Genomic DNA, 21,451 nt, shown 5'->3' with positions numbered 1-21,451 from the left:
GCTTCTCGGTTCCTCGACAGTCCCGATTATCGCAGGTCAGGGGCACCTTCCGTTTGATCAACTTTGCGCTATGCAGTCCCGACATGAAAGCCCCGGGTTAGCCCGGATCTTTCGTGATCTTGCTGATCGTCACGGTCGTCGGGGTTCTGGTCCCGCGTAGGCCTGAGAATGGCATCGGGGTGTGACGGTTCGCCCGAGATCGCTCGGGTGGGCGCCGGTTCCACTGACCGGCCGGGTTTCTGGGTCGTCGGGACGGGTGTCGCTGGGCTCAGCCGGAGGCGACTCGTGGAGTCGCGGTCAGCTGGGTGAGCGCCGCCAGAGCTTGCAGCGCGAGCGCGGTGAACGGCGCGGTGGCGGCCAGGTGCAGCAACCGGCGGCGGCCGGTGCGGGCTGCCCGGGCGGGGATCGAGAAAAGTCGCAGACGTAGCCGCTTGGGCTCCCAGCGGCGGGCCTGGTGGTCGGGGAAGGCGAGGGTTTGCGTCCAGGCGGTCAGCTCGCAGGCCAGGGCGACGATGGCGCACCAAATCTGGTTCTGGGCGAAGTCGTGCAGCGGCAGGTTGGCCAGGCCGGTGTCCTTGGCGCAGCGGATCCGGTCCTCGCAGCGTGCCCGCCGGCGGTGCCGAAGCTCCAGGTCTGCCAGCTGGCCTTTCGTGGTGTTGGTGACGAACGCGGTGACCCGCAGCCCGTCGATGTCGGTGATCCGCAGCTGCGCGCCGGGATGGGGGCGTTCCTTGCGCACGATCAATCGCATGCCCTGGGGCCAGGAGGCGAGGTCGAACAGTCCGGTGACCTCGGCGACCCAGGCGCCGGGACGGAGTTGACCCTCGGCGTCGTAGGCCGGCTCCCACAGCTCGGTCGGGATGGTCGCGAGCTTGGCCTGGATCGAGGCGAGGTCGCCGGGCAGGGAGAACCCGACGGAGTAGGACAGCCTGCGGCGGGTCAGCCAGGCCAACAGCTCGTGGGTGCCGCCGGCGCCATCGACCCGGACCAGTACCTTCTTCCCGCGCGCATGGCCGCCGGGCAGCTGGGCGAGCGCCGCGCGGAGCACCGCGATGTGGTCGACGACGGTGTTCGACCCAGCGTTGCCCGGCCGCAGCGCGAACGCCAGCGGTTCCCCGGTGCCCTCGGTCCCGTGGTCGAGGAAGGCCCACAGCGGATGGAAGCCGAACCCGCGCTTGAACGTGGGCGCGGCCGACTCCTTCTCCGAGTGGGCGCCGACCAGGGTGGCGTCCACGTCGATGACCAGCGGTGCTGATGCATCCGCGGCGTGGTCGGGGGCGTTCTTGTCGGCCAGCGACCACGCCCTGGCCCGGGCGGCCGCCCGGGCGGTGTTGATCGCCGCCAGCGCGGCCGGCGCATCGGCGGCCAGCGCGGCGATGCACCGGGAGACGGTCGGATCCGAGGCCACCAGCCCGAACACCTCCGGGGCGGCCCGCAGCTGGGCGAGGTCGGCCAGGCAGTCTCCACCGATCGCGAGACTGACCGCGAGATCGAGCACGATCTTGCCTGGGTCGTGGCGGGCCAGCGGCTTACGCCACGGCGTCAACGCCTCGGCCAGCGCGCTCGTAAGCCCGACTTCCTGCGCAGTCCTGAGCAGGACTGTGCTGCCGGCATGCGGCACGACGCTCGACCCGGCGCCATCCACTGTTGAGGCCGGGTACGGCCCGGTAGCCTTCTTCACCAGAAAGGTGCTCCGGTCTCTGCGAAGTTGTGACCCTAGACAAGCCACATCTTCCCAGCTCAGGAGCACCTTTCCTACATCTCCCACCAGGTGATCAAGACCCGGCGTGAAAGCCCCGGGCTAGCGAGGTGACGCCGATGACGGTCCGACCGTCGTCCTCCGATGCTGACCGCTTCTCCGGTTTCGGTCATTGGCGTGATGCCATCTGTGAACACATCGTCGAGCTGCGGGCGCACACGGTCGGCACTCCGGATTCAACGAGCTTCACGGGTGGGATCGTGCGCAACTCGATGGACGGACTGCAGGTCAGCTCCGTGATCGCGGACGCGCACGAGGTGGTGCGCACTCCCCGGCTGATCAGCCGATCCGACAACAACGACCTGTTTCTCACCGTGCTCGTGGCTGGTGACGGGATGTTCGAGCAGGCGGGCCGGTGCGCGGTGCTCGCCCGGCCTGGTGACTTCGTGCTCCTCGACAGCTCCCGTCCCTACCGTGGCCGCCTCAACGGCCGGTCGCGGCAGGTCGTCGTGCGGGTGCCGCGCAGTCGGCTCGCCGTCTGGTTGCCGCGTTTCGAGCAGGTCACCGCCGTCACCGTCAGCGGGGCCAGCGGGGTCGGCGCCATGGCATCGGGCTTGCTGCGCTCCTTGCCGCTCTACGGCGAGGAGACCGGCCCGATGCCATCGCTGGCCGGGCCTGTCTATGACCTCGTGGCGGCTGCGCTCTACGCGAGAGGACGCGGAGGCGTCGAGCGCGAGTCGGTTCGCGCCTCGCACTTGGGGCGGGCCCGCAGCTTCATACGGCAGAACCTGGACGACCCGACTCTCACCCCCGCGTTGGTCGCGAAGGGCAGCAACGTGTCGCTGCGATATCTCTACGCACTGTTCGAGTCCGACGGCACGTCACCGGCCAGATGGATCCTGGAAGAGCGATTGGCCCGGGCGGACGCACTGCTCGTCGACCCGAGGTGGGAAGGGAGAACGATCGAGGAGATCGCCCTTCGTGTCGGGTTCAGTCAAGCGGCGCACTTCACCCGCACGTTCAAGACGAGGTACGGCATCACCCCGAGCCGGCGTCGCCGCGCGTGACGCCGGCACAGCGCACCGTGGTGCAAGTGCCGGTGCGCTGACGGTCAAGACGGCCGTCCGCGCTGCTCCTACGTTGACCGAACATCGACGAGGGGAGTTCGCCATGGGGCGGGTACAGGACAAGGTCGCATTCATCACCGGTGCGGCGCGCGGACAGGGCCGCAGCCACGCCATTCGACTGGCCGAGGAGGGCGCCGACATCATCGCGATCGACGCGTGCCAGGACTTCGACACTGTCGGCTACGCGATGGCGACCGAGGAGGATCTCGCCGACACGGTGAAGGCCGTGGAGGCATTGGACCGGCGCATCGTGGCGATCAAGGCAGACGTCCGCAATCCGGACGCGTTGCGCACGGCAGTGGACGACGGTGTCGCGCAGCTCGGCAGGCTGGACATCGTCGCCGCCAACGCGGGCATCTGCACGGTGCAGCGTTGGGACGAGGTCACCCCGCAGATCTGGGCCGACACCATCGACGTCAACTTGACCGGTGTCTGGAACACCTGCGTCGCGGCCATCCCCCATCTGCAGACATCGGGGGGCGGCTCGATCGTCATCACCAGCTCCACGTCGGGCATCAAGGGGCAGCCGTGGCTCGCGCCGTACGTCGCGGCAAAGCACGGGATCGTGGGGCTGATGCGCTCGCTGGCCAACGAGCTCGCCGACCAGCACATCCGGGTCAACACCATCCACCCTGCCGGCGTCGACACGCCGCTGGTCGCCGGGCTGGGCGGGATGAACAAGTTCATCGAGCAGAGCCCCACGTTGGGCCCGATCTTCATGAACACCATGCCCGTCGAGATGGTGGACCCGGTGGACATCAGCAACGCGCTGCTCTACCTGGCCTCTGACGAGGCCCGGTACGTCACCGGTCTCGAGATGAAGGTCGACGCAGGCTGCACCATTCGGTGACGTGAGGAGAGCGGCCCCGCGGGGTCGACCCGGCCCGGCGGTGGCTCCCCGGTCGAGTCGGTGTGGGTCACAGGAAACTCGTCGGGAGTGCTCTCGCGGGGTCGTGGGTCCGGTCCCCACGGAACGGCACTCCGTTGACGTGCGATCCACCCTTCGCGCGAAGCGCCTCAGTGTGGGGCTGAGGCGCTTCGCCCGGCCTCATGGCTGTCCAGCCACGCCTCGCTCGGAAACTGAGGAAGGCCCCGGGCGACATGCCGGGCGCGGCCGCTCCGCCGACGTGACCGAGCCTGATCTCGGAGGGCGGGCGCGGCCCGCCCTCCCCGCACCCGTCATCACCGCACCAGCATCGAGGAGCCATGACCACCGTTTCCCACAGGACCGTCGAGGGCAGTCCGCTGGCCGGCAGCCGGGTCACCGGCGACAGCTCGGTCGTGGACCTCCGCGACCGGATCGCCGCCCACGTCGTCGGTCGGGAGGGCGAGCTCGAGCTGCTGCTCGCTACCGTCGCCGCCGGACGGGATGTGCTGATCGAGGGCCCGCCCGGGACGTCGAAGACCACGCTGCTGCGGGCCATCACCGCCGAGTGGGGCATTCCGCTGGTCTTCGTCGAGGGCAACGCCGACCTCACGCCGTCCCGGCTGGTCGGTCACCACAACCCGGCGCGCGTGCTGCGGGAGGACTACACCGAGGACAACTTCGTGCCCGGGCCCCTGGTCGAGGCGATGCGCACCGGCGGCTTCCTCTACGTCGAGGAGTTCAACCGGGCGCCCGAGGACACCCTCAACACCCTGCTGACCGCCATGGCCGAGCGGCAGATCACCGTGCCGCGCGTCGGCACGATCGAGGCGCTGCCCACGTTCCGGGTCGTGGCCTCGATGAACCCCTACGACAACATCGGCACGACGCGGCTGTCCTCTAGCGTGCACGACCGGATGAGCCGGCTGGCGGTCGGCTACCAGGACGCCGACGCGGAACGCGGCATCGTCCGGTTGCGCACCGGGGTGCGCAACGAGCGGCTCGTCACCGACGCCGTCGCGCTCACCCGCGCCACCCGCGAGTGGGATGGCGTGACGCAGGGAAGCAGCGTGCGCGGCGCCATCGACGTCGCGCTGATCGCCACCCAACTGGCGGAGATGCGCGGCGTCGACCTGCCCGAGGCCCCCGGCGACACCCCGCCGCGGAACCTGCCCGAGGAGTACACCTCCCTGGTGCTCGACGCGATGCTGGTCGGGCTCTCCGGCCGCATTCACCTCGACGCCACGCTGGAGGCCGGCCCCGAGGCGGTGCTCCGGGAGATCTGGGAGGACCACTTCCTGTTGCAGCCGGCGGCCGCCGAGCCAGGTTGAAGAGCCGTCGAGGCCGACTCGCCGCTGACCCGGCGGACCCAGTCGGCGGATCGGCCGCGGTGGAAGCCGCTGCGCCGCAAGCCCAAGCAGCTGACCGAGGAGCCCTCGTTGTTCGAGCCGTCGGGCTCGGGCGCCGGGTCCCTCGTGCTCGCCGGCGGTGATCGGCGCCGCGGCCGCCCCGAGGGGACCCGCCCGGGTACGACGACGCCCGGTGAGACCGACGAGCCGGCCGAGGTGATCGCCCTGGCCGACCTCGACGCCGGGGCCGACGCCGTCGAGGCGAGCACCCGGCAGCGCGCCCGCGAGATCGCCCAGCGCCTGGCGGTGCCCGCGCCGCGGCGGGACCGGGCCGCTCGGCGGGCCGTCGGCAAGCTGGCGAGCCTGCCCTACCGGGGGGCGGCCGACGAGATCGATCTGGACCGGACGTTGGAGAACCTGGCCGGCAAGCCCTTCCCTGAGGACGAGGACGTGGTCGTCCGGGAACGGATCCGCCAGCGCCGGTCAGTGGTGCTGGTCGTGGACGTCTCCGGCTCCATGAAGGGCGAGCGGGTGCGGACGGCGGCCGCGGCGGTCGGTGCCCTGGCCGGCGAGCTGGCTCATGACCGGCTGGCCGTCGTCGCTTTCTGGTCCGACGCCGCGGTCCTCGCCCGGCTCGGGGAGCCGGTCGAGCCGCTGGAAATCCTCGACACCCTGCTCCGGGTGCCGGCCCAGGGCTTGACCAACGTCTCGTTCGCCCTGGAGGTGGCCGGTCGGCAGCTCGCCGGCGTCCTCCCCCGTGATGCCCGCGTCCTGCTGCTCTCCGATGCCGTGCACAACGCCGGGCCGGACCCGCGGGCGGTGGCCGCCCGGCTGCCCCGGCTCGACGTCCTGCTGGACACCTCTGGGGAGAAGGACGTCGACCTCGGCCGCGATCTCGCCCGGGCCGGTCGCGGGCAGCTGCGGCTGATCCGTGATCACCGGGACGTCGCCGGCGCGCTGAGCGCGGTGTTCGCCGACTGATCGCGGCGTGGACCGGGCAGAGTGGCCTCCATGAGGCTCGGGAATGCCACATGGATGGACGTGGACTGCCCGCGTGCCGGTGCCCTCGTCGTGCCCCTGGGTTCGCTCGAGTAGCACGGGCCGCACCTGCCGCTCGACACTGACGCGTTCATCGCCGACTCGATCGTCGATCGGCTGCAGGCGCGTCGGCCGGCCGCCGCGATCGCACCGCTGCTGCCCCTGGGAGCCAGCGGCGAGCACGCCGACTTCCCGGGGACCCTCTCGATCGGCACGGCCGCCACGACCGCGGTCGTCGTCGAGTTGGTGCGGCACGCCTCGGGGCACTGGCCGGCGGTGCTGGTCGTCAACGGGCACGGGGGAAACGACGAGGCACTGCGGGCCGCGGCCCGCACGTGTGCCTACGAGGGACGCCGGTTGGCCGTCGTCCACCTGTCGCTGGCGGGCATGGACGCGCACGCGGGGCGAGCCGAGACCTCGATCATGCTGCACCTGGCCCCCGAGCGCGTTCGGCTGGACCTGGCTGAACCCGGTACGACAGCACCGCTGGCCGAACTGCTGCCGCGGCTGCTGAAGGACGGCGTGCGCGCGGTGAGCCCCAACGGCGTGCTGGGCGACCCGACGGAACCAGCGCGGAAGAGGGCCACCGGCATGTCGACGCGCTCGTCGCGAAGGCGGTGGCCGCATACGACGCCTGCTCGGTCACCACCGACGGCGGACCGTCGGCCACCGGACCTGCGGGCACAGCACCCCGGGCCTCCTCGCCGTGACGGCGCTCAGCAGGACGCCGGTGCCGTAGGCCGCGTCCTCGATCAGCCGTAGGGCCGCGTACGACACGGGGCCGATCGCCGGCCGGCTGCGGACGTGCTCGAGCGCGATGGGAGCGAGCATGGCGACGGCCGCTGACGCCGCCACGGGTGATCGCCGGGCACATGCCACGGCGGCCCATCCCACCGGCCACCACTCGCGCCGGAGCGCGTGCCCAACTGCCAGCGCATCGGCGAGCACGCCCTTCCCGGCCACGACGGCCGTGAGCCACGGCGGCGCCTCCACCTTCCCGAGTCGGCGATGCAACAGCACCGTCGACGCTGTCGTGACGCCGGCCGCCGCGCCGAGCCAGCGGCCCAGGAGCAGTGCCACCGTGGCGACGTTCCAGGCCGAGGGGCGGACCGGTGCCAGCCGGCCCGGTTGCCGCCGGTCCAGCGGCCCCGCGGAGCTTCCGTACTGCAGACGGCGACGGGCCCATTCCAGGGGCCGAACGCGAATCTCGTGGTGCACCTCGACGCTCGGGTCATAGCGCGCGTGCCAGCCGGCGTCCGATACGCGCCACACAAAATCCACGTCCTCGCCGACCCGCATTCCGGCGTCGAATCCCGTTTCCGCCACTGCGGCGCGGCGGACGACGAGGGCCGCCGACGGCAGATAGCCGAGCGGCCCGCCGTCCCGCACGAGGTGCGGGTCTGGGCCCATGTCCAACGCCGATCGCATTTCCTCGTACCGGGCGAACAGCGAGGTGCCCGACGGACGAGGGCGCACCCGCGGCGCGACCATCCCGACCCGGGGGTCATCGAAGTGGGGAAGGAGGCCGTCCAGCCAGCCCGGTGGCACCGTGCAGTCGGAGTCGACGAAGGCGAGGAACGGCGTGCCCGCGGCCGCCGCCCCGGTGTTGCGCGCGGCGCCCGGCCCGCGGTTGGCCGAGTGCCGGATCAGCCTGGCTCGATGAGTGTCCGCGACCCGGCGGACGGCGTCGGCCCGGGTCGACGCGTCGTCGACGACGATGACGTCCAGCCCAGCCAGGCTCCGCAGGCACGCGTCGAGGAGGTCCACCCGGTCGAAGGCCGGCACGATGACCGTGACGGCGGCGACCGGGCGGGGCTGCACGATGGGGTGCGCAAACCCGCGCTGGACCAGCAGGTACGCGACCGTGCGCTCCAGCCCTTCCGCCGGCAGCAGCCCTTGGTCGCCGACGGCGAAGAGACGTCGCGCGAAGGGGCGGGCGGGCGGTGACAGACGCGTGACGCCCCAGGGCGCACCACCGGTAAGGAACGCGTCGCCGGCTCGGAGGCGAGCCCGGCCGTCCCGGACGACGCGCGCGCCGGGCGGCAGCCGGCCGGCCGGCGGTCTCGCGGGCTCCTTCCCGGAGGGACGGTCGCTGACGAGCACGTCAGGTGTCCTCCGCGATCAGGTCAGCCGCTCGCCAGGCCGCGGCCATGACGGGTGCGGCCATGGCGCCGGCGGGCGGAGTGGGGAACACCGAAGCGTCGACGATCCGCAGTCCCGGGGCACCGCGCACCCGGAGGCGCGCGTCCACCACGTCCGCATCGGTCGGCCCCATCGCACAGGAACCGACGGCGTGGAAGATCCCCATCCCCGTGGCCAGCGCATATGTCACGACGTCGTCGGAGGAGCGGACCCCGGGGCCGGGAACGAGCTCCTCGATCACGAGCGCGGCCAACGGCGACGTCGCAAGGAGCTCGCGCTCCCAGTCGAGCACGCGGGCGGCCAGATCGCGGTCGCCCTCCGACTGCAGGAAGCGGGCCTCGACGAACGGTGGGGTGTCGGCGTCCGCGCTGCTGATGTGCACGGAGCCTGCCGTCGAGGGGCGCAGCGCGTACCCCTGCACCAGCACGCCCGCATGCGGCGCGGGTCGGACGCCGGTGTCGTCGGTCGCCAGCGGCCGGAAGAGCACCTGCGTGTCGGGTCGCGCGGAGCCTGCCCCATCGACGCCGCCGGCGCAGATCAGCGCGGCCAGCTCGTACGCGCCGGCCCCGACCGGCCATCCGCGGTCCACGAGGTAACGGCCGACGGCGATGAGCCGTTTGGCCGGGGTGTCGAGCCGGGGACCCAGCCCCACACCGGGGTGCAGGCGTGCCTTGACGGTGATGAGCGCTGCTCGATCAATCGCCTTCCGACGCGCGGGCTCTCCACGCGCTTGGGGACGCCGGCCGTGCGCAGGACCTCGGGATCCCCGATGCCCGATCGCTCGAGCAGCAGGGGGGACTCGAGCGCTCCGGCGGCGACGATGACCTGGCGACGGGCCGTCACGTCCAGACGTTCGCCCCGCCGTCGCACCCGCACCCCGACGGCACGCGGACCGTCGAAGAGGAGGTGTCCGGCCCGCGCGTCGTCCGCCACCACGAGGTTCGGGCGTCGCCGTGCCGGAGCCAGGAAGGCCGACGCGGCGTCGACGCGCAGGCCATGCCGGATGGTGACCGACGTGGGGCCGATGCGAGCGCCGTCCACCCCGTTGACATCATCGACCAGCGGGATCCCCATGGAGGCGACTGCGCCACAGATCGCCTGCAAGACCGCGTCGTCGGCCTTGGTGACGGAGACCGGCAACGGGCCTCCGGCGCCGCGGTCAGGCGACGCGCCGAGGGCATGGTCCTCCATCGCCAGGAAGGCCGGCAGCATGTCCGCCCACGCCCACCCGGGATTCGCCGCGGCTAGGTCGTCGTAGTCCACGGGGTCGCCGCGGGAGTAAAGCATCCCGTTGAGCACCGTGGAGCCGCCGAGAGCTTTACCGCGCAACCAGGTCTCCTGACCGGAGCCGTTTACCCGCACGGGATAGCGATGCGTGTACCGAGCGCTGCGCATGGCCGCGTAGAAGCTCTTCGGCACCCGGAACCATGGATTCCGGACCGGGCCTCCGTGCTCCACCAAAACGACGGACACTGTCGGGTCGCGGGAAAGCCGCTCGGCGAGGACGCAGCCGGCGGCGCCGGCCCCCACCACGACGTAGTCCGCCCGCATGGTCACAGGATGCCAGCGGTTCGCGATTCGGTGACTTCGAGTGAGTCACCACGAGTCAAGGGGACATGTGCGTACAAGCAGACGGCGACCGAGTTCCTCGATTCAATCGGATACGACGCCCATGACGTCGGCGGGCTGTCCGGGAGCTGGCGTTCACCCGCGTCTACGGCTCCGCAGTCCGGAAAGTTCGAGGCCCCCAGGCCCGCCACTGCGGATCGGCGGTGAGCGCCTCGACCTGCTCGCCGATCTGGTCGTGCAGGGCGGCGATCCTCGCTGCCTGCGCGGCGTCGGTTGCCTCCCGCTGCGCCGGACTCAGCTGCGGCCGCCGGCTCCGGCTGCACCTGCCTGTCCGATTGCTGCTCGTGCCGCTGGCCGCGCTGCTGTGTGTGCTGTTGGTGTTGGTCATCTGGACCCTCCCGGAACTGGAGCCGAAGCCGGTACGGGAGGGACTGTGGAACGGGTGTCCTGCCACCCATTCCCCCCGGCCCGTCCGGCACAGAGCTCTGCTCAGGGGCCGGGAGCGGCGGCGGGGGACGACCGGACCAAGACTGCTTCCGCAGCGGAGCGCCCGAAGGGCGGAAGGATCTTGGTCCGGTCGGGAGGAGACGGCGCGGGAGGCCCCTACGCTGAGCTGCCGGACGGGTCGCGGGATCAGCAAGGACAGCCCCGCCGCAGGCGGACCTTGACGACGGCGCAGCCGGCGCCACGCGCAGCGTGGCCCGAAGGGTGCTCCTGGCCCGCCCCAGCGGCCGTGGCGCGAGGACGATGCCGGCGCGCCCACCGATCAGGGAGCCTTGCCCACCCGACACGTCGCCGAGGGCCGTGGCGGGCCGGTCACCGGCTCCGCGGTCCTGCCGCGCTCCGGGTGCGGTGTCCAGCGCCATGGGTCGAGCGTGGCCAGGCCGGCGCCCGCCCGGTTGTTGTGGACGAGGAGCGGCTGTCCACACGGACCACTTGCGCAGGAGCGCCCCGATGCTCACGGCCAGCATCGGCTGACTGGAGGACAACAGGAGGACAACTGGAGGACCCCCCGGTCAGCAGCGGACCTCCAGTCCTGTGGGCACACGGGTCCCCTGACGGTCGTCGGCCTACCGGAGAACGGCTTCACAAGCGCGGGCGGCGCAGATCGGTCAGCGACAGCGTCGCGGAGGACAACCGAGGCAGCGGCAGGAGAAGGACCGGAGACGAACTGGAGGCGGGTCCCGGGAATGCTTATCGGGACGGGGCCGAACCCGGCCGCAGGAGCGCGGCTGTCCCCCGACGGTCCCGGCGCCGCCTCCGGCGTCGGCAGATGAAGGGCCTCCATCGCTGGCGGGTGACACGCCAGGGGCGCACTACAGGAGAAGAACTGGAGGTAGTCCGACAAGGCTGGCTGTGCAGTGTCACCACCGGGCCCGAAATGGCGCCTTCTGTGGTGAAGCCACTCACCACCGACGACCCCCCGGGGAGCCAGCCATGCCCGACCTCACCGCCGACCACGAGCCCGAGTTGCTCACCATCACCGAGGCCGCGGACGTGCTCCGCGCGCCGGTCGCCACCCTCCGGTACTGGCGACACCGGAACATCGGCCCGAAAAGCTTCCGACTCGGCCGGCGCGTCCTCTACCGCCGCGCCGACCTGCGCACCTGGATCGACGGACAAGCAGACCAGTCCCCGCGCCGATAGCCCCGCGCCTCCAGAGGAAGCGGCTGCACGGGATGCGCTGCGGCTCCGAACTCCGGGCACACGGCGGGGCCTTGCGGCCAGCCCCGGCTGTGGACAACGACGGTCGTCCACCGAAGCCAACCGGGACAGGCCGGGGCAGCGCTGGAACGGCGACGCTCACGTCACCGAGAGGAGGAGTCATGGGATGGATGGGCCCGGTCGTAGACGACCAGGAGCACGAGGGCTGGGTGGTGCCGCTGTTCGCCGACGGCGCGCAAGGCGCCGGCACCAGCAGCGCCCGCGGTCTGCTGGTGGCCCGCCGACCCGACGAGGGGCCGTGCAACGGCGACCGGGTGCGGCTGACCTACCGCGACGGCTCCACCGCCGAAGGCGTCTGGCAGGACAGCACACTTCTCCGTGGCGACGGGATCGCGCACGCCCACACCAGCGGCCAGGTTCTCCTCGAGGTGACCGAGCAGGCGGAGGAGTGGCGCCCGGACGCCGCGGTCGTCGGCTGGGCCGCCGGCTGCACCTGCGGCTGGCGCGGCACCCCCTGGACCCGCGTACCACCGGAGCTGGCCGACCCCGCGGCGCGGCGGCTCGCCGTCACCGGCCCGTGGGCCGACCTGGAGGCCGCCGACGAAAACCGGGTGATGCAGGACTGGCGCCGCCACATCGCCGGATGGCAAGCCCCTCGAGGACGTCGAGGCGGCCGCCGCCCGGCAGGCCGCCGCCGCCCGCTCGCTGGACGAGGCGGTGCGCACCGCACTCGCGGCCGGAGCCGCGTGGGCCGACATCGGCCGGGCCGCCGGCATGACCGGCCCGGTCGGCCACCGAGCGGTGGTCCGCCCATGACTGAGCAGCCGACCGGCCACCCCGGACCAACCGCCGGAACCCAGCCGGGGCAGCGCGCCATGCTCGTCGTCGACCTCGACGGCGAGCCGCTGGCGCCGCTGCGCGCCCTGGAGGAGATCCTGCTGTGCCTGGGCATGTGGGAGGACGACGACCGGCGGAACCCGAGCGCCGGCACCGAACCACTGCGGTTGCCGCCGCCGCTGGCCGACCGGGTCGCTCTCGCCGCCGTGCAGCGCCTGCTCACCGCCCTGGCGCCCACCCAGTAGCGGGGCCAGGGTGCGGCCGGCTGCTCGCCCCGGACGGCCGCTACGAGCACGCGCCGATGACCGTGCTCACCTTGCCCGCTGCCGACGTCGACCTGCTCTCCGCGACCGCCGCCGCCCTCGGCCACCCCGGACTGCACCCCGACATCACCGAGCTCGTCGACGCCCACGCCGAGCAGCTCGCCGGCGGCTGCCGCTCGGGCGGCCGCACCGAGCTGGTCTCGCTTCTCGCACGGCTGGCCGGCCTCTGCTCGACCTCGCCCCCACCGACGAGACCCGACTGCTCACCGCCCGGCTTCGGGCCACCCCGCCCGGCATCGACTGCGTACTCAGCGACCCCGAGGAAGCCGCCCACGCCCGCACCGCCGACCGCATGAACCACATCTGGGCCCACGGCTCCGGCATCGACCGCTACCTCTACTGAATCCGTGCTCTTTCGCATCGCCGCGTGACGTCCTCAGGAAGACCCTCACGGCCGCGCGGTCGTCCGCCGGGCAGGTCGGGATACGGGTGTGCCGTACTGGATCCGCGGCGAACCTCCCAGCCGCAGCCAGGCGAACACGCACACCGCGATGAACGGCCGGAAGCACGCCGGGGCGGCGAAGAGCGCGCGCCCGACCTCCTCGACGGCGAGAATGGTCATGTCCGCAGCCGGCCTTGCGCGCTCCTGGCAACGGCAGGCCGGACGACAGGTTTGCCTGGATGACTCCTCAGGTGACGATGCTGCCGGCGCTGACAGCGAGGGTGACACCGGTGACGTACCGGCCCTCATCGGAAGCCAGGTAGAGCAACGCCATTGCCGCCGTCGATCATGTGGGGGATGGCGGCCTTGCAGGTCTGCCACTGACCCGTCAGGTTGACGTCGATCATGTCCTGCCAGACCTCTTCGGGCATCTCCCACGCCCGGTAGGGGCTGGAGCCGAGGCCGGCGTTGGCGGCGACGATGTCCAACCGCCCCAACTGCGCCACGCCGTCGTCCACGGCGGCCTTGAGCCCGTCGTAGTCCCGGATGTCGACCTTGTGCGTGATGATCCGCCGGTCCAGCGCCTCCACCTGCCGTGCCGTCTCTGCGAGATCCGCCTCGGTGGGGAACTCGTAGCTAATGTTGCGGACCGGTTCGCAGATGTCGACGGCGATAATGTCCGCGCCCTCCTGGGCCAGCCGCACCGCGTGTGAGCGGCCCTGCCCGCGAGCGGCTCCGGTGATGAATGCGACCTTGCCTTCAACACGTCCAGACATGGATGCCTCCTGCCGATAAAGTTCGCCGACGTCGGCCCACGAACGCTCGATGAATGCCCGGGAACCGGCTGTTGGCCTGGCTTTTCTATGGTCACCCTCGTGACGGGTTTAGGCAGGTCGAGAGGATCCGACGCCGAGCTCTCTAGCCGAAGTTCCGCAGCTGGCACGTGGAAGCAGCCATAACCCACAGCAAGCATGCGGTCATGCGTCAGGGATGACGACCGCGAAGCGTCAATTCCGTAGACACACGCGAGAGCGTGTAACGCTCGACAGGATGGGCGGGGCCGCCCGGCGACAGCGATACTTCCGGCAGGCTCGGCCGCCCTATGGGGAGCGGAGCCCTCGTCGTCCGGAGGGCGATCGATGAACAACCATCGCCACGATCCTGCTCCGCACAGAGTCCGCCGACAGTCCGCAAGACATCCGCATCTCGCCATTGACGGCCAACTACCTTCCACGCCTATACGCGCAGGCCAGGAAGGAGAACGCAGCCTATCCGCCGATCAGCAGCGAAGCCCGCAATCATGTCGGGGATGACGAGGGCGGCCCGTTGTCAGAGGCGTCCGGCACGCTGAGAGACGCATACCTCGCTACGGAGGTCCTCATGGACGGCTCGATCACCCGCATCACGCTCAGCGACGGCTCAACCCGCTATCGCGCCCGGTATCGCGACCCAGGCGGCCGTCAGCACGAGAGGCGCTTTGCGCGGAAGGTAGATGCGCAGCGCTGGCTGGATGAGGCTACGTCAGCCATGGTCACGCAAACGTGGACGGCGCCAGTCCGAGGCCGGATCACCGTCGAGGAGTGGTCCGATCGATGGCTGTCCTCGCAGACCGGGGTCAAGCCGAGCACCCTCTACCGGTACGAGAACCTGCTGCGGACCCACGTCCTGCCGTCGTGGAGTCGGTACCGGCTCGCCGACGTCACCCACGCCGACGTCGCCGTCTGGGTGGCTGAGCTGCTGACGCAGGGATCCGCCCCGGGCACGGTCCGCCAGGCCCACCGCGTCTTCTCACTCCTCCTGGGCCTCGCCGTCCGCGACGGGCGCATCCCCCGCAACCCGGCCGAGCGCGTACCCCTGCCCCGAGTGACGCGGCAGGAGCCGAGGTTCCTCAACCATGACGAGGTCGAGCGGCTCGCCGACGCGGCGGGTGAGGACGGGGACGTCATACGGCTGCTCGCCTACACCGGACTGCGCTTCGGCGAGATGGCCGCCCTGCGGGTCCGACGGGTCGACTTCCTCCGGCGCCGGCTCACCATCGCCGAGGCGGTCACCGAAGTCGGCGGGCGGCTGGAGTTCGGCACACCGAAGACCCATCAGCAGCGGACCGTGCCCCTGCCCGCGACCCTCGCCGAGTCGCTGGCCCGCCACTGCGAGGGCAAGCAGGGCGACGACCTGCTGAGGACCACGGCCAGCGGCACGGTGCTGCGGCTGCGGAACTGGCGTCGGGCCGTCTTCGATCCGGCGGTCCGGACGGCCGGGCTGAGCGACGTCACCCCACACGACCTCCGGCACACCGCCGCCTCTCTCGCCGTCGCCAGCGGCGCGACCGTCAAGAGCGTCCAGCGGATGCTCGGGCACGCCTCGGCGGCCATGACGCTGGACGTGTACTCGGGCCTGTTCGACGACGACCTAGCCGCTTTGGCCGACCGGATGGACGCCGCCGCGCGGGCAGCCACGGACGCGCGTGTGGGCGCCGTGTGGGCGCGGCCAGCAGCCGAGACTCCGACGAAGGGAAAACGCCCAGGTCAACGCGGTGGGCCCCGTGGGGATCGAACCCACAACCCGCGGATTAAAAGTCCGCTGCTCTGCCAGTTGAGCTAGAGGCCCGGCGGGGGCGAGTCTCCCAGACCCGGGTCAGAGCACGTCGAACAGCAGGAGCACCAGCAGGGTCAGCACCGCGGAGACCAGCAGACTGCCCAGGCAACCGAGCCGGCTGGAGAAGAGGAAGAACACCCGCTCCTGGTGCCCGGGCCGCCGGCCGCCGAACCCCCGTCAGCCACAGACCCGGTCGACCAGGTCCTGCAGCAGCGCGCGCTGGCCGCCGTCCACCGGGAGGTCGACGGCGACTCCGTCGGATCCGCCGACCACCACGGTCAGCGGGAAGACGAACGGCTTCTTCGCCTCGGCCAGCACGTGCGGTTCGCACGTCGCCGGCTCGAACGTCACCGGCAGCCGCAGCCGGTCCGCGTCCGGCCCGAGGGTTGCCGGCAGCTCCTCGTCCGGCACCGCGTCCAGCAGCACGCTGCGGGCCAGCGCCGTCACCGCGATCGGCTCGCCGCCCGCCCGGCGGCTCAGCACCACGGCCCCGGTCAGCCGCGTGCCGCCCGGCGCCGGGGCCAGGTCGGCCAGGGCGATGCCGACCACCTCGCGGACGGCGGCCAGCGCGCACTCCTCCGCATGCAGCTGGGTCAGCGTCCCGCCGGTCAGCGGCACCCGCAGCTCCGCCACCGCCCCGTCCGCACGGACGACGGTCAACCGGGCCGCGGCGGGCTCCGGCCCGGCCGCGCAGCGCGCCGGGCCGAAGGGGGTGGGCAGGTCGATCGTCCGCCCGGGGTCGAAGGTGGCCGACACGGGTTCCGCCGGCAGCGGCGCGAACCCCGGAGAGTCGATCGCCACCGCGGTGACGGTGAACGGCGTCGTCCCGGTGTCGGTGACGCGCACCTGGAGCTGCCCACCGACGGCCTCGTCGGTGCGCAGCCGGACCGCCTCCGCCTCGATCCCCGGCACGGCGGGGAGAGCGGACACCGTGGCCGTCGGCGTTCCCGCGGACGGCGCCGCACCTCCGCTGCAGCCGGTGGCCACCAGCCCGGCGGCCACCAGCGCTCCTGCCGCGCCCCGCATGGGGACGCAGCGTAGGGCGGGGTCAGCCCTCCAGGTGGCGCCCCGCCAGCCGGGCGAGGACCCGGCCACCCTCGTAGCGGACCTCGAGCTTCTCCTGCGGGTTGGCCGCCGGGCCGCGCCGCGGCTCCCCGTTCGACAGGTCGAACGCCGAGCCGTGCCACGGGCAGACCAGGCACTCGTGCCCGCGGACGTCCTCCACCGCCCCCTCGGCCAGCGGCCCGCCCAGGTGGGAGCAGGCGCCGACGAAGGCGTCGACGTGCGAGCCGCGCCGCACGACGGCCAGCGGCACCGGCGCGCCCTGCCCCTCCCCGGTGCGCAGCGTCGGCCGGCCCTCGGCCAGGTCGTCGAGCGGCCCCAGGTCGATCCACTCGTGCGTGAGCGTGCGGGCCGTCGTCGCCGCGTGCGAGGCGCCTGACGACTGGGCGTAGGACATGTGCCCGCCGATCGCCGCCGACCCGCCGGCCAGGCCGAGGCCGGTGTAGGAGAGCACCCGCCCGAGCGTCCCGGCGCCCTTGGCGCGGGCCACCAGCGAGCCGACGTAGAGGCCCAGGGCCACGCTGTTGGCGACGGCGTGTACCACGCCCAGCCGCTTGACCCCGATCTCCTGCTCCGACCAGTCGGCGGCGCCGGCCATCGCGGTGGGGACGGCGGCCGCCACGCCGGTGCCGATGAGCACCGTGGCGGCGGGCCGGGTGGCCGGGATGAGGTCGAGCACGCCGGCCGACACCCAGGTGCCCACCGGCACCTGGGCCAGCACCGGGTGCAGCGGGTGCCCGATCCAGGTGCCGTGCAGCGCGTCCCGGATCACCTGGGGGCGGAGCAGCGAGTTGACCGCCTTGCGGGCCGGCTCGATGGCCTTGTCGAAGGTCGGCAGGTCGGCGATGCGGTCCAGCACACCCAGCAGGCTCATGCGCGTTGCCCTACCCGGGGAGGACGGGGCGGAACCCGCCGGTTGCCGGTGGTTGCCGGCCGGGGCACGGCGGCCTCGGGCCCGCGGATGGATCGTGATACGAGACACGGGCCGAAATGGGGGGACACAGGGAATACCCAGGGGCGACACTGGTTCCCCCGGTCGACGGCCGGTTCGCTCCCTGCTGTCCGAGAAACGTCCACGCGCCCGTCAGGAGGCCCCCGGTGACCTGCCCGTCCCTGCTCCGCCGCGGCCATCTGGCCGGCGAGGCGGGCGGGACGGCGGAGATCGCCGGCACCGGCCTGCACCGGGCGGGTGACACCGTCACCCAGGCCGTCACCCACGCCCGCAACCACCTGCGGGGCGACGACACGTTCGGCCAGTTCGCCCGGTTCGTGGTCGTCGGCGGGTTGTCGACACTGCTCTACGGCCTGGTCTTCATCACCGCCAACGGGTTCGGCGACCAGCTCGCCAACCTGATCGGCGCCGTCCTCTCCACCCTGCTGGCCAACGAGCTGCACCGCCGGCTGACCTTCCACGCCGGCGGCCGGGTCTCCTGGTTCACCGCGCAGTGGGAGGGCGGTGGCCTGGCCGCCGTCGGGTTGATCGCGACCTCGCTGTCGCTGGCCGGCTTCCACGCGCTGTTCGGTGACGTCCACGCGCTGGCCCAGATCAGCCTGGTCACCGCGGTCACCGGCGCCATCGGGGCGATGCGGTTCGTGGCTCTGCGTGCCTGGGTGTTCTCGACCGGCACCGCCCAGCACGACTGAGTAGCCCCGCGGCCCGTCATCCGACGACGCGCATCCCCCGCGCTCACTAGCCTCGACGGCGTGACCGAGCCAGCGGCGTCCGCGCCGACCGTGGGGGCGAACCTCCAGCTGTCCCCACGCGCCCGCGACCGGGTGGTCCGCTGGGTGGTCCGGGTCCTGGTCGCCACCGCCGGTGCGGTGCTCGGGGTGGTGCTCTTCGCGCACGTCGAGGCGCCGATCGGCCCCTTCGACGCCACGGTGTCGTTCCGGCCGACCGGCGGCGGGGCCCAGCTGGAGATCCCCCCGCTCGGCGCGCTGGCCGTCGACGCCTACGACGGCCCGCTGCGTCTGGACGTCCAGCTGCGCCGGGTCGACGAGGTGCGGGCACTGACCCTCGCCAACGACCCCGCCCGGCTGGACAGCATCGTCGACACCGTCAGTGCCGATCTGCGCGCCGCCGTCGAGCGGCTGGCCTGGACGACGGGCGCCGCCGCACTCGGCGGGGCGGCGCTCACCTCGCTCGTGGTGCTGCGCCGCCGCCGGGAACCGCTGATCGCCCTCGGGCTGTCCGCCGCGCTCGTCACCGGCACCGCCGGTCTCGGGGCGGCGACCTGGCGCCCGGAGGCTCTCTCGCAGCCGACCTACACCGGGTTGCTGGTCAACGCGACCAGCCTGATCGGCAGCGCGGAGGACATCGTCGCCCGCTTCGACGCCTACCGGGCCTCCCTGGAGGACCTCGTCGTCAACGTGAGCAACCTCTACGCGGCGGTGTCCGCGCTGCCGGTGCCGGCCGGCTCGGCGGACACCGTGACCTTGCTGCACGTCTCCGACCTGCACCTCGCCCCGTCAGGATTCGATCTGATGACCGAGATCGTGGAGCAGTTCGCGGTCGACGCGGTGCTGGACACCGGCGACATCACCGACTGGGGCAGCGTGCCGGAGAACCAGATGCTGTCCGCCGTCGGCGACCTCGGCGTCCCCTACGTCTACATCCGTGGCAACCACGACTCGGCCGTCACCGCCGCCGCGGTCGCGGCCCAGCCGAACACGACGGTCCTGGACGACTCCTCGGTCACCGTCGCCGGGATCACCGTGGCCGGGGCCGCCGACCCGCGCTTCACCCCCGACAAGGACTCCTCGGAGGCCGCGGAGAGCCTGGAGGCCAACGGGGAGGAACTGGCCGACCTCGCCGCGGCCCTGCCCGAGCCGCCGGACATCGCGATGGTCCACGACCCGAAGGCCGCTCCGCCGCTGGACGGCGTCGTGCCGCTGGTGCTGGCCGGGCACACCCACGACCGCGACGTCTCGGTGCTCGACGACGGCACCCGGCTGATGGTGCAGGGCTCGACCGGGGGTGCCGGGCTGCGCGGCCTGCAGGGTGAGGACCCCACCCCGCTCACCGCCACGCTGCTCTACGTCGACCGCGCCACCGGCGAGCTCACCGCCTACGACGAGATCACCCTGGGCGGGCTCGGCCAGTCCGAGGTCACCATCGAGCGCAGCTACGTCCAGCCGCTGCCCACCGGTGGCGAGGACGGCGGTGGCGAGGACGGCGGTGGCGAGGACACCGGCAGCGGGGACGGCGGCAGCGGGGAGATCGAGGGGGTGGACATCGAGGGTGTGGACGGCACGTCCCCGTCCCCCTCACCGTCGCCCACCGATTGAGCCCCTACCGTGGCGACATGGCTTCCCCGCTGACCCTCCGCTCCGCCGGCCTGGCCACGGCTGCCGCCCTGCTGGTGCTGCCCCTGGCCGCCTGCAGCTTCAGCTCCGACAACGTGAGCTGCGCGAACAACGAGTGCACGGTCACGCTGACCGGCAGCGGCGCGGAGGCCGAGATCCTCGGCACCTCGCTCGCCTTCGGCGGCGTGCAGGACGGCCGCGCCACCCTGTCGGTGGGCAACGCCAGCGTGTCCTGCGCCGAGGGCGAGAGCGTCTCGGCCGGCCCGCTGTCGCTGACCTGCACCACGGTCACCGACGACTCCGTGGCACTGACCGCCGGACTCAGCTGACCGCACTCAGCCGGTGGCGACCTCGATGACCACCCGACTGCGGTCGTCGAGCGCGTAGACCCGGAACGGCTGCTCCGCCGACGTCCCGACGTAGACCAGGGCCTGACCCTCGAACGTGCCGTCGTACCAGGCGCCGGTGACGGCGTTGGTGTCCGGCGAGGTCACCGCGCCGCGCGCACGCTCCTCCAGGCCGGACTCGTAGGGATACGTGACGCCGGTGAGGATCACCCGCAGGTAGGCCGGGCCGGCCAGGTCGACCGGGTCGCCGCGCCCCTGCGAGGTGGCCGCGTCGACGTACTGGACGTCCCAGCCGGGAGTGCCCTGGCCGCCCACGTCCAGCACGACGCGGTCGAAGCCGTCGTGCGCCCCGATCCGGACGTCGGTCACGGTCAGCCCATCGGCGTCGACCGGCTCGGCGGTGTCGGGCGAGGTGTCACCCGGGAAGGGCTGACCGCCACCACCGCTCGCCTCCGCCCCGGAGGTGCCGGCCGCCGGCGCGCTGGTGCCGCCGGCGTCGCTGCTCTCGACGACGGTCGCCGGTGCGCTGCCCGTGCTGGCGGCCTCGTCGGTACCGGTCTGCTGGCCGCACCCGGCCAGCAGACCGGTGGCGGACAGCACCAGCGTGGCGGTGACCAGAGCGGCGGGGCGACGGCGACTGTGCATGCCGACAGGGTCGCAGCCGACCGGCCGGAGCCCCCGGCGACACGTCGAGGATCTCCCCGGCGGGGGGTGCGTCGTGCGGCGCCACCGGGGCCATGTATCGTTCTCCCTGCCTCCGGCGCACGAGCCCCCATCGTCTAGTGGTCCAGGACGCTGCCCTTTCAAGGCGGTAGCACGGGTTCGAACCCCGTTGGGGGCACGCACCACCGGTGCCGGTCAGCCGGCACAGCACGACGCAGCACGACACAGCAAGGCCCTGTAGCGCAGTTGGTTAGCGCGCCGCCCTGTCACGGCGGAGGTCGCGGGTTCGAGTCCCGTCAGGGTCGCCGCCCGGTGCCCGATTCGTCGGTGCCGGGAGGGGGCAGGTAGCTCAGTCGGTACGAGCGCTCGCCTGAAAAGCGAGAGGTCGGCGGTTCGACCCCGCCCCTGCCCACCCAGACTTTCTCCACCCCGGTTCGCGCCAGGACGAGGTCCGTTGCCGCGCCGGCCGCGGACCGGACGGC

Annotated in this window: 20 protein-coding genes, 4 tRNA genes and 1 pseudogene; 15 read left to right on the top strand and 10 right to left on the bottom strand. The window is 72.5% G+C overall.

Features of this window, described 5'->3' with window-relative positions; translation table 11 throughout:
• Positions 1-268: 268 nt before the first annotated feature.
• Complete coding sequence (locus ACYVG5_RS17340; protein WP_222048879.1) at positions 269-1,681, bottom strand: IS1380 family transposase; 1,413 nt, start codon at positions 1,679-1,681, stop codon at positions 269-271.
• Positions 1,682-1,818: 137 nt separating this feature from the next.
• On the opposite strand from ACYVG5_RS17340, the gene ACYVG5_RS17335 reads away from it, so the two are divergent.
• The 5 genes from ACYVG5_RS17335 to mftE all read left to right on the top strand — a co-directional run bounded on the left by ACYVG5_RS17335 (position 1,819) and on the right by mftE (position 6,840).
• A complete protein-coding gene (locus ACYVG5_RS17335) occupies positions 1,819-2,766 on the top strand; it encodes an AraC-like ligand-binding domain-containing protein (protein ID WP_222048878.1) in 948 nt (315 codons plus the stop codon).
• A 103-nt stretch (positions 2,767-2,869) separates the two neighbouring features.
• The gene (locus tag ACYVG5_RS17330) at positions 2,870-3,676 is read left to right on the top strand and encodes a mycofactocin-coupled SDR family oxidoreductase (protein ID WP_097196508.1); all 807 of its coding nucleotides are present in this window, start codon (positions 2,870-2,872) and stop codon (positions 3,674-3,676) included.
• Positions 3,677-4,032: 356 nt separating this feature from the next.
• On the top strand, positions 4,033-5,022 hold the full coding sequence (locus ACYVG5_RS17325) for an AAA family ATPase (RefSeq protein WP_222048877.1): 990 nt from the start codon (positions 4,033-4,035) through the stop codon (positions 5,020-5,022).
• Between the two features lie 108 nt (positions 5,023-5,130).
• A complete protein-coding gene (locus ACYVG5_RS17320) occupies positions 5,131-6,021 on the top strand; it encodes a vWA domain-containing protein (RefSeq protein WP_245853021.1) in 891 nt (296 codons plus the stop codon).
• Between the two features lie 126 nt (positions 6,022-6,147).
• The gene (gene mftE / locus ACYVG5_RS17315) at positions 6,148-6,840 is read left to right on the top strand and encodes a mycofactocin biosynthesis peptidyl-dipeptidase MftE (protein WP_222048901.1); all 693 of its coding nucleotides are present in this window, start codon (positions 6,148-6,150) and stop codon (positions 6,838-6,840) included.
• Here mftE and mftF read toward each other — a convergent pair.
• Genes mftF through ACYVG5_RS17300 form a run of 3 tightly spaced genes read right to left on the bottom strand, consistent with a single transcriptional unit; the run spans position 6,721 to position 9,771 of the window.
• A complete protein-coding gene (gene mftF, locus ACYVG5_RS17310) occupies positions 6,721-8,181 on the bottom strand; it encodes a mycofactocin biosynthesis glycosyltransferase MftF (RefSeq protein WP_222048876.1) in 1,461 nt (486 codons plus the stop codon). The genes mftE and mftF overlap by 120 nt on opposite strands.
• Position 8,182: 1 nt before the next feature.
• Positions 8,183-8,809: a GMC oxidoreductase gene (locus tag ACYVG5_RS17305; protein WP_222048875.1), complete on the bottom strand. Its 627-nt coding sequence runs from the start codon at positions 8,807-8,809 to the stop codon at positions 8,183-8,185.
• Positions 8,758-9,771, bottom strand: coding sequence for a GMC family oxidoreductase (locus tag ACYVG5_RS17300; protein ID WP_222048874.1), 1,014 nt, complete (start codon positions 9,769-9,771; stop codon positions 8,758-8,760). The genes ACYVG5_RS17305 and ACYVG5_RS17300 overlap by 52 nt, the downstream gene beginning before the upstream one ends.
• 1,455 nt (positions 9,772-11,226) lie before the next feature.
• Here ACYVG5_RS17300 and ACYVG5_RS17295 point away from each other — a divergent pair.
• From ACYVG5_RS17295 to ACYVG5_RS17285, 3 genes are all read left to right on the top strand, one after another.
• Positions 11,227-11,436 carry a helix-turn-helix transcriptional regulator gene (locus ACYVG5_RS17295; RefSeq protein WP_222048873.1) on the top strand — a complete coding sequence of 70 codons (210 nt, stop codon included), beginning with the start codon at positions 11,227-11,229 and terminating at the stop codon, positions 11,434-11,436.
• Positions 11,437-11,624: 188 nt separating this feature from the next.
• Positions 11,625-12,536, top strand: coding sequence for a hypothetical protein (locus tag ACYVG5_RS17290; protein WP_460683388.1), 912 nt, complete (start codon positions 11,625-11,627; stop codon positions 12,534-12,536).
• Positions 12,537-12,592: 56 nt separating this feature from the next.
• Entirely contained in the window at positions 12,593-12,910 is a 318-nt protein-coding gene (locus ACYVG5_RS17285) for a hypothetical protein (RefSeq protein WP_246630298.1), read from the top strand.
• 92 nt (positions 12,911-13,002) lie between these two features.
• On the opposite strand, the gene ACYVG5_RS17280 is transcribed toward ACYVG5_RS17285, so the two are convergent.
• Positions 13,003-13,176, bottom strand: coding sequence for a hypothetical protein (locus ACYVG5_RS17280; protein WP_176523037.1), 174 nt, complete (start codon positions 13,174-13,176; stop codon positions 13,003-13,005).
• Between the two features lie 125 nt (positions 13,177-13,301).
• Positions 13,302-13,772 carry an SDR family NAD(P)-dependent oxidoreductase gene (locus ACYVG5_RS17275; protein ID WP_222048872.1) on the bottom strand — a complete coding sequence of 157 codons (471 nt, stop codon included), beginning with the start codon at positions 13,770-13,772 and terminating at the stop codon, positions 13,302-13,304.
• Between the two features lie 604 nt (positions 13,773-14,376).
• On the opposite strand from ACYVG5_RS17275, the pseudogene ACYVG5_RS17270 reads away from it, so the two are divergent.
• A pseudogene (locus ACYVG5_RS17270) lies at positions 14,377-15,327 on the top strand (tyrosine-type recombinase/integrase); the annotation flags it as partial.
• A 203-nt stretch (positions 15,328-15,530) separates the two neighbouring features.
• On the opposite strand, the gene ACYVG5_RS17265 reads toward ACYVG5_RS17270, so the two are convergent.
• The 3 genes from ACYVG5_RS17265 to ACYVG5_RS17255 all read right to left on the bottom strand — a co-directional run bounded on the left by ACYVG5_RS17265 (position 15,531) and on the right by ACYVG5_RS17255 (position 17,527).
• Positions 15,531-15,603 (bottom strand) — tRNA-Lys (locus ACYVG5_RS17265).
• A 165-nt stretch (positions 15,604-15,768) separates the two neighbouring features.
• On the bottom strand, positions 15,769-16,617 hold the full coding sequence (locus ACYVG5_RS17260) for a hypothetical protein (RefSeq protein WP_222048871.1): 849 nt from the start codon (positions 16,615-16,617) through the stop codon (positions 15,769-15,771).
• 22 nt (positions 16,618-16,639) lie between these two features.
• Entirely contained in the window at positions 16,640-17,527 is an 888-nt protein-coding gene (locus ACYVG5_RS17255; RefSeq protein ID WP_222048870.1) for a Rieske (2Fe-2S) protein, read from the bottom strand.
• 224 nt (positions 17,528-17,751) lie between these two features.
• On the opposite strand from ACYVG5_RS17255, the gene ACYVG5_RS17250 reads away from it, so the two are divergent.
• The 3 genes from ACYVG5_RS17250 to ACYVG5_RS17240 are packed head-to-tail and all read left to right on the top strand — an operon-like array spanning position 17,752 to position 20,288.
• Positions 17,752-18,297, top strand: a complete 546-nt coding sequence (locus tag ACYVG5_RS17250; protein WP_222048869.1) for a GtrA family protein — start codon at positions 17,752-17,754, stop codon at positions 18,295-18,297.
• Positions 18,298-18,357: 60 nt separating this feature from the next.
• Positions 18,358-19,941 carry a metallophosphoesterase family protein gene (locus ACYVG5_RS17245; protein WP_460683387.1) on the top strand — a complete coding sequence of 528 codons (1,584 nt, stop codon included), beginning with the start codon at positions 18,358-18,360 and terminating at the stop codon, positions 19,939-19,941.
• Positions 19,942-19,958: 17 nt separating this feature from the next.
• On the top strand, positions 19,959-20,288 hold the full coding sequence (locus ACYVG5_RS17240) for a hypothetical protein (RefSeq protein ID WP_222048868.1): 330 nt from the start codon (positions 19,959-19,961) through the stop codon (positions 20,286-20,288).
• A gap of 6 nt (positions 20,289-20,294) precedes the next feature.
• On the opposite strand, the gene ACYVG5_RS17235 is transcribed toward ACYVG5_RS17240, so the two are convergent.
• Positions 20,295-20,951 carry an AMIN-like domain-containing (lipo)protein gene (locus ACYVG5_RS17235; protein ID WP_222048867.1) on the bottom strand — a complete coding sequence of 219 codons (657 nt, stop codon included), beginning with the start codon at positions 20,949-20,951 and terminating at the stop codon, positions 20,295-20,297.
• Positions 20,952-21,074: 123 nt separating this feature from the next.
• Between ACYVG5_RS17235 and ACYVG5_RS17230 the strand changes: the two genes are divergently transcribed.
• The 3 genes from ACYVG5_RS17230 (at position 21,075) to ACYVG5_RS17220 (ending at position 21,381) form a co-directional block, all read left to right on the top strand.
• Positions 21,075-21,147 (top strand) — tRNA-Glu (locus tag ACYVG5_RS17230).
• Between the two features lie 53 nt (positions 21,148-21,200).
• Positions 21,201-21,274 (top strand) — tRNA-Asp (locus ACYVG5_RS17225).
• Between the two features lie 33 nt (positions 21,275-21,307).
• Positions 21,308-21,381 (top strand) — tRNA-Phe (locus tag ACYVG5_RS17220).
• Positions 21,382-21,451: the final 70 nt, after the last annotated feature.

The organism is Modestobacter lapidis (assembly GCF_054780755.1).
This window is presented reverse-complemented; position numbering and strand designations above follow the sequence as displayed.

What these genes read in the sequence shown, in the direction of transcription:
- ACYVG5_RS17300 (WP_222048874.1), bottom strand. Translation starts at nt 9,771, where the DNA reads ATGCGGGCGGACTACGTCGTGGTGGGGGCCGGCGCCGCCGGCTGCGTC.
- ACYVG5_RS17295 (WP_222048873.1), top strand. Translation starts at nt 11,227, where the DNA reads ATGCCCGACCTCACCGCCGACCACGAGCCCGAGTTGCTCACCATCACC.
- ACYVG5_RS17235 (WP_222048867.1), bottom strand. Translation starts at nt 20,951, where the DNA reads ATGCACAGTCGCCGTCGCCCCGCCGCTCTGGTCACCGCCACGCTGGTG.
- ACYVG5_RS17330 (WP_097196508.1), top strand. Translation starts at nt 2,870, where the DNA reads ATGGGGCGGGTACAGGACAAGGTCGCATTCATCACCGGTGCGGCGCGC.
- ACYVG5_RS17335 (WP_222048878.1), top strand. Translation starts at nt 1,819, where the DNA reads ATGACGGTCCGACCGTCGTCCTCCGATGCTGACCGCTTCTCCGGTTTC.
- ACYVG5_RS17240 (WP_222048868.1), top strand. Translation starts at nt 19,959, where the DNA reads ATGGCTTCCCCGCTGACCCTCCGCTCCGCCGGCCTGGCCACGGCTGCC.
- ACYVG5_RS17290 (WP_460683388.1), top strand. Translation starts at nt 11,625, where the DNA reads ATGGGCCCGGTCGTAGACGACCAGGAGCACGAGGGCTGGGTGGTGCCG.
- ACYVG5_RS17325 (WP_222048877.1), top strand. Translation starts at nt 4,033, where the DNA reads ATGACCACCGTTTCCCACAGGACCGTCGAGGGCAGTCCGCTGGCCGGC.
- ACYVG5_RS17285 (WP_246630298.1), top strand. Translation starts at nt 12,593, where the DNA reads ATGACCGTGCTCACCTTGCCCGCTGCCGACGTCGACCTGCTCTCCGCG.
- ACYVG5_RS17280 (WP_176523037.1), bottom strand. Translation starts at nt 13,176, where the DNA reads ATGACCATTCTCGCCGTCGAGGAGGTCGGGCGCGCGCTCTTCGCCGCC.
- ACYVG5_RS17260 (WP_222048871.1), bottom strand. Translation starts at nt 16,617, where the DNA reads ATGCGGGGCGCGGCAGGAGCGCTGGTGGCCGCCGGGCTGGTGGCCACC.
- ACYVG5_RS17255 (WP_222048870.1), bottom strand. Translation starts at nt 17,527, where the DNA reads ATGAGCCTGCTGGGTGTGCTGGACCGCATCGCCGACCTGCCGACCTTC.
- ACYVG5_RS17275 (WP_222048872.1), bottom strand. Translation starts at nt 13,772, where the DNA reads ATGTCTGGACGTGTTGAAGGCAAGGTCGCATTCATCACCGGAGCCGCT.